Raw genomic sequence first — 5,878 nt, 5'->3', positions numbered from 1 at the left:
CACGGGCTTCAGYCCGTCGCGCGCGTCCGGCAGGGCGCGGCTCACGATCACGCTCATGGCGTAGTCGAGATACGAGCGCCTCAGCTCGTCTTCGATGGTGATGGTCGAGATGTCGCCGCCGCCGCCGCCCGAGGCCGGGGGAAGCGCGTCGTTATAGCTGTCGTCAGTCAAGGAAATCAGGCTTTAAATGGCCGGAATCGGAACGTGATCCGCGAACGGGTTTTCTAGCATCCAGAGGCCCCCGTGGCAAAGCCGGGCCGCCCGGAGACGCTCCGTCCAGACAAGGATTCCAGACCATGCGCCTCCCCCGCCTCTCCGCCCTCGCCGCCCTGCCCCTGATCACGCTCCTGGGAGGCTGCGTCACCGTCACCGCGACCGAATACGGCGAGGAGTCCGGGCGCGCCGCTCCGGGCGATTTCGGCGAGGCGACGCTGACGAATCCCTCCGGCGCGCGCGTCGGCCGGGCCATCCTGACGCAGGGGCCGACCGGCCTGCTGATTCGCATCGAGGCGGAGGGCCTGACCCCCGGCTGGCATGGCGTCCACATCCACGCCACGGGCCAGTGCGCCGCGCCCTTCACCTCGGCCGGCGGGCACATAAACCACGGCGACCCGAAGGCGCCCCATGGCCTGCTCAACGCCGGCGGACCCGACGACGGCGACCTGCCCAACGTCTTCGCCGACGCCCGGGGCCGCGTGAACGCCGAGGTCTTCACCACCCGCGCCCGGATCGCCCGCGAAGGCCCTGGCCAGTGGCTGTGGGACGCCGACGGCTCGGCCCTGGTCATTCACGCCGGGATGGACGACCAGACCAGCCAGCCCATCGGCGGCGCCGGCGACCGCGTCGTCTGCGGCGTGATGGCGGCCGGCTGACGCCTATTCGGCGACCGGCCGGGTCAGGTCGAACTCGACCCGCAGGTAGCGATTCGGCCGCCGCAGTTCATAGGCGAAGATTTCCGCGGGCCGGACCTCGACCGCCCAGACATTGGTGTTCGAGACCGTGGCGTTGCGGCGTGTGAACAGGTCCTTCGAGAATTGGTCGACCGGAAACTCCTGCCGCGTCGCCGTGCCGGGCGTGACGGTGTCGCCGCCGTACTGGCTCAGTTCGTCCTCGGTCCCGTCCTCGTGCCGGTGATCGTGCTTGAGGCGCAGGCCGTCGGCCGTTCGGGTGATCACCCAGGTCCGCGACCGGTTCTCGCCCACCCAAAAGGGAATCCGCACCTCGTTCGCCGAACAGTCCCGCACATGCATTAGCAGCCGCGACCGGGCGAAGTCGGCGTCGGCGGCGTCCGTGGTCGCCACCCGCCCCTCGAACCTCTGGCCGCACAGGGCCTTCAGATTGGCGAAGAAGGCGTCCTGCGGCGAGACCGGCGCGGGCGCCGTGGCGCAGGCGGACAGGGCGATGGCGGCGGCCAGAACGACGATCTGTTTCATGGGCCCAGCTTGGCACGACCGGCTCCCCTCGCCTAACCTCCACCCATGGCCTCTGCCGTGACGCTTCGCCTCATCATCGACGATCCGGTCCCCGGGGTGCGCTACAGCCTCCAGAGTGACGACCTGCCGTTCGAGCCCGTCACCGCGGGCGACGGCCCGATCTCGTTCGACGTCCCGATCACCCTGCATCCCGACGGCCGCATGACCGGCCCCTTCGTGCGCCGGGAGGGACCGACGCGCCGCTTCGTCTACATCCGCATCGGCACGTCGGCGGGCGACCACGCCAGCCTCTGGAGCCGCCGCGCCAAGATCGACATCCACGACATCCCGCCGGCCCTGCTGACCCCCGGCGCCGTTCTGGAGGTCCATCTGCCCGGCCGCGGCAAGGACGGTTCCCCCGCCTGCGCCACCGTCCGGCCCCTCGGCGCGTGGAAGACCGCAAGTCGTCGTTGACTTCCGGTCGCGCCTGAGTATGTTCCGCGCCTCTTATTTTAGCGGCTTTCGCCGTCGCAGAGGTAATTCCCGATGGCCAAACCGGCTTCCATCAAGATCCGCCTGAACTCCTCGGCCGACACCGGCTTCTTCTACGTCACCAAGAAGAACGCCCGTACCATGACCGAGAAAATGGTCGTCAAGAAGTACGATCCCGTCGTGCGCAAGCACGTCGAGTTCAAGGAAGGCAAGATCAAGTAGGGTTCACGCCCTGCTGGATACGAAAACGCCCGGTGGAAACGCCGGGCGTTTTTCGTTTGCGTGCTAGATTGTCCCGATGAGTGACCCGACCGACGATCCGAAGGACTCCGCCGCTGCGCCCTCGCCTCCCGAGAGCCCCGTCCAGCGCGCCCTCCGCCTCAAGCAGGCCGCGATCGAGGCGCGCGAGAAGCCGCCGCGTGGCGGCCGCTTCCAGCGCGAACAGGCCGCGCGCATCGCCACCGGCAAGTCCAAGCCCTGGATGAGCCGCTGACGCCCCTCAGGCCGCTCTTGCGATGACCTGGTTCCGCCCGTGGGCCTTGGCCTCATAGACGCCCTCGTCGGCCCGCTTCAGCAGGGCGTCGGGCGTGTCGCCCCCGCCGGCGCTCGCCGCCACGCCCACCGAGACGGTGATCGTCAGCCCCTCGGCGCCGCCCATGATCGGGAACGGCTGGGCCGCGACGTCGCGCCGGATGCGGTCGGCGACGCGCGCGGCGTCTTCCAGGCTGGCGCCGGGCATCACCACCACGAATTCCTCGCCGCCCAGACGGCACGGCAGATCGATGGCGCGCACATTGGTCGCCAGCCGCACCGCGAACTCGCGCAGGACCTCGTCGCCGGCGTCGTGGCCGAAGCCGTCGTTGACCAGCTTGAAGTGATCGATGTCCATCATCAGCACGGCGACGGGCTCGCCGCCCTGGCCCGCCCGGGCCATCAGCCCCTGCAGCTGCCCGGCCATGTAGCGGCGGTTGTGAAGCCCCGTCAGGGCGTCCGTGACCGCCATCTCCAGGCTGTAGTCCAGCTTTTCCTTGAGGAAGTCGGCATAGCGTTTGCGCTTGATCTGGGTCCGCGCCCGCGCCTCCAGCTCCTCCGGGTCCACCGGCCGGGGCAGGATGTCGTTGACGCCCAGCTCCAGCGCCTTCAGCAGCCGCGGCCTGTCGGCCTGATCGACGACCGCCAGGATCGGCAGACGGCGCGAGGCCTCGGTCGACCGCACCTGGGCCACGAAGCGCAGGCCGTCGAACTCCGAACTCGACACATTGACGATCATCAGATCGACCGGCCCGCGCGCCGCGATCAACGCCGCCGCCGGATCGGCCTCCACCGTCGGCCGGTGTTCGCCGGCCAGATGTTCGACCATCTTCTCGGCCTGTCGGGCGTTGTCGTCGACGATCAGCACCCGCCCGCCCGATCCGCGCAGCCGCCCCGCGCCGTCGGTGTCGACGCCGATGCGGCGGCCGGTCTCCTCGCGCTCGCGCAGCTCGTCCATCACCGATTTCAGCCGCACCAGCGATTTCACACGGGCGAACAGGACCACGTCGTCGATCGGCTTGGTGACGAAGTCGTCGGCCCCGGCTTCCAGGCCCTTGATCTTGTCCTCGCGCCCGTCCAGCGCCGTCACCAGCACCACGGGGATGTGGCGGGTCACCGGATCGGCCTTCAGCCGCCGGCAGGTCTCGAACCCGTCCATGCCGGGCATCATCACGTCCAGCAGGATGATGTCGGGACGTTCGTCCGATGCGATCTGAAGCGCCGTCGCGCCGTCGCAGGCGGTCAGCACCTCATAATACTCGAGCGTCAGCTTGGCCTCGAGCAGGCGGACGTTCGGTTCGACGTCGTCAACGACCAGAATGCGCGCCGTCATCGGTCCCTACCCCAGATGTTTCCGAACCACGTCGAGGAAATGCATCACCGAGATGGGCTTGGAGATATAGGCCTCGCACCCGCCCTGGCGGATGCGCTCCTCGTCGCCCTTCATGGCGAAGGCGGTGACGGCGACGACGGGGATGTGGCTCAGCTCCTCGTCGTCCTTGAGCCATTTGGTCACTTCCAGGCCGCTGATCTCCGGCAGCTGGATGTCCATCAGGATCAGGTCGGGCTTGTGCAGGCGCGCCAGGGCGAGGGCCTGGAGCCCCTCGCGGGTCTGCAGGGTCTCGTAGCCCTGGGAATCGAGCAGATCATGAAAGAGCTTCATGTTCAGCTCGTTATCCTCGACGATGAGGACTTTCTTGGACATCATCACCTGGCCTGTCGCCCCATGGAGTGCGGCTGCACGGAGGCTTGTCGCCTTCTTCGTGCACTGTGGCCCGGCGGGTCTTAAGTTGGGGTGAAGCCCCTCTCCGCCGGCGCAGCCGGCCTTCAGACGGGTTCATCACAAGGGACACAAAGGCCCCCAAAGGGCACAATGAGGCCGGGCCGCTTCCGGGCCTTCTTCGTGGTCTTCGTGCCTCTTCGTGTCCCTTGTGATGAACCTCCCTCGGCGCCGCCTCCCGGATGACGGATATTGGACCGCCATGGCCCCTTCCTGCGCATGAAAGCCATCTGCCGCGACTGCCTGTGGACCGGCGACCACCAGGTCGACCGGTGCCCGGTCTGCGATTCGCGCCGCGTCGTCCGCCATGACGAACTGGACCGGCTGACCATCGCCCATCTGGACTGCGACGCCTTCTACGCCTCGGTGGAGAAGCGCGACCGGCCCGAGCTGCGCGACAGGCCGGTGATCGTCGGCGGCGGCAAGCGTGGCGTGGTTTCCACCTGCTGCTACGTCGCCCGCCAGTACGGCGTCCATTCGGCCATGCCGATGTTCAAGGCGTTGAAGGCCTGCCCCGAAGCCGTCGTCATCAAGCCCGACTTCCGCAAATACATCGCCGCCAGCGAGGCCATCTTCGGCGCCGTGGGCCGGCTGACGCCGCTGGTCCAGACCCTGTCGCTCGATGAGGCCTGGATCGACCTCGCCGGCACCGAACGGCTGAACGGCGGGCCTCCGGCCTTCCAGCTGATTCGCCTGCAGAAGCAGATCGAGGAAGACACGGGCCTGACCGTCTCGATCGGCCTGGCCCCCAACCGCTTCCTCGCCAAGGTGGCGTCCGAACTCGACAAGCCGCGAGGCTTCTCGGTGCTGGGCGCCCGGGCGAAGGACCTGCTGGCCCCGAAACCGATCCGCATCCTGCCCGGCGTCGGCCCGGTGTTCGCGAAAACCCTGAACAGCGACGGCTTCGCCACCGTCGGCGATCTGGCCGCCGCCGACGTCCGCGACCTGGTCAAGCGCTATGGCGAGACCGGCCTGCGGCTGCACGATCTCGCCCACGGCCGCGACGCCCGGCTGGTCAATCCGACCCATGACCGCAAGGGCATGAGCGCCGAAACCACCTTCAACGAGGATCTGACCTCGGCTGAGGATCTCGAGGCCGAACTCTGGCCCCTGTGCGAGAAGCTGGCCTCCAAGGCCCGCCGCGACGGCGTGGCCAGCCGGGTTCTGGTGCTGAAACTGCGCCGCACGGACTTCAGGATCGTCACCCGTCGCATCTCCCTGCCCGAGCCGGTCCAGACCGCCCGCGCCCTGTTCGCGGCCGGCCGGGCCCTGATGACGCCCGAACTGGGCCGACCCTACCGCCTGATCGGCATCGGCATGGCCGAGGTGGTCGACGCCGTCGACGCCCCGGCCCTGTTCGAGACGACCGAGGCGCGCGCTCTCAAGACCGAAACCGCCATCGACGCCCTGCGGGCGAAATTCGGCGCGAAAGCCGTGGTGGCCGGGCGGGCGCTGAAGGACTGACCGTAACGTCTGCTCCCACATCGTGGGGAGGGGGACCGCCGCGCTACCTCCCATCCGCGATGGGGAGAAGACAGTCCCCCCTCCGTGCATCCCCGCGAAGCGCGTGACGCTGCTCGCCGGATCTATAGTCGGGTTGGCGGGAAAATATCCTGCCGGTTCAACATCTTCCGCTTTTCTCAAACTCTATTGTCAGCACCGC

The 5,878-nt window shown here is 68.4% G+C and carries 9 protein-coding genes; 5 read left to right on the top strand and 4 right to left on the bottom strand.

The annotated features are described in order from the left end of the window. Positions 1-171: hypothetical protein (locus ASD25_RS33450; protein WP_200943741.1), on the bottom strand; the 171-nt coding region annotated here is incomplete at its 3' end. 125 nt (positions 172-296) lie between these two features. On the opposite strand from ASD25_RS33450, the gene ASD25_RS27325 reads away from it, so the two are divergent. Beyond that, positions 297-872 carry a superoxide dismutase family protein gene (locus tag ASD25_RS27325; protein WP_055830641.1) on the top strand — a complete coding sequence of 192 codons (576 nt, stop codon included), beginning with the start codon at positions 297-299 and terminating at the stop codon, positions 870-872. Between the two features lie 3 nt (positions 873-875). On the opposite strand, the gene ASD25_RS27320 is transcribed toward ASD25_RS27325, so the two are convergent. Further along, on the bottom strand, positions 876-1,433 hold the full coding sequence (locus tag ASD25_RS27320) for a hypothetical protein (RefSeq protein ID WP_055830642.1): 558 nt from the start codon (positions 1,431-1,433) through the stop codon (positions 876-878). Positions 1,434-1,478: 45 nt separating this feature from the next. On the opposite strand from ASD25_RS27320, the gene ASD25_RS27315 reads away from it, so the two are divergent. The 3 genes from ASD25_RS27315 to ASD25_RS27305 all read left to right on the top strand — a co-directional run bounded on the left by ASD25_RS27315 (position 1,479) and on the right by ASD25_RS27305 (position 2,397). Beyond that, positions 1,479-1,886, top strand: a complete 408-nt coding sequence (locus ASD25_RS27315; RefSeq protein WP_055830644.1) for a DUF5990 family protein — start codon at positions 1,479-1,481, stop codon at positions 1,884-1,886. Between the two features lie 72 nt (positions 1,887-1,958). After that, a complete protein-coding gene (gene rpmG / locus ASD25_RS27310; protein ID WP_055830646.1) occupies positions 1,959-2,126 on the top strand; it encodes a 50S ribosomal protein L33 in 168 nt (55 codons plus the stop codon). Positions 2,127-2,202: 76 nt separating this feature from the next. Then, positions 2,203-2,397, top strand: coding sequence for a hypothetical protein (locus tag ASD25_RS27305; RefSeq protein WP_055830649.1), 195 nt, complete (start codon positions 2,203-2,205; stop codon positions 2,395-2,397). A 6-nt stretch (positions 2,398-2,403) separates the two neighbouring features. On the opposite strand, the gene ASD25_RS27300 is transcribed toward ASD25_RS27305, so the two are convergent. Together ASD25_RS27300 and ASD25_RS27295 are read right to left on the bottom strand one after the other, a co-directional pair. After that, positions 2,404-3,768, bottom strand: coding sequence for a PleD family two-component system response regulator (locus ASD25_RS27300; protein WP_055830651.1), 1,365 nt, complete (start codon positions 3,766-3,768; stop codon positions 2,404-2,406). A gap of 6 nt (positions 3,769-3,774) precedes the next feature. After that, positions 3,775-4,140 (bottom strand): response regulator, encoded by a 366-nt coding sequence (locus ASD25_RS27295; RefSeq protein ID WP_055830736.1) that lies wholly within the window; start codon positions 4,138-4,140, stop codon positions 3,775-3,777. 294 nt (positions 4,141-4,434) lie between these two features. On the opposite strand from ASD25_RS27295, the gene ASD25_RS27290 reads away from it, so the two are divergent. Next, the gene (locus tag ASD25_RS27290) at positions 4,435-5,679 is read left to right on the top strand and encodes a DNA polymerase IV (RefSeq protein ID WP_055830737.1); all 1,245 of its coding nucleotides are present in this window, start codon (positions 4,435-4,437) and stop codon (positions 5,677-5,679) included. The last annotated feature ends 199 nt before the right edge of the window (positions 5,680-5,878 follow it).

The sequence above is a fragment of the Brevundimonas sp. Root1423 genome (genome assembly GCF_001426805.1).
Note: the sequence above shows the minus strand (reverse complement) of the source record. Positions and strands in the feature narration are given on the sequence as shown.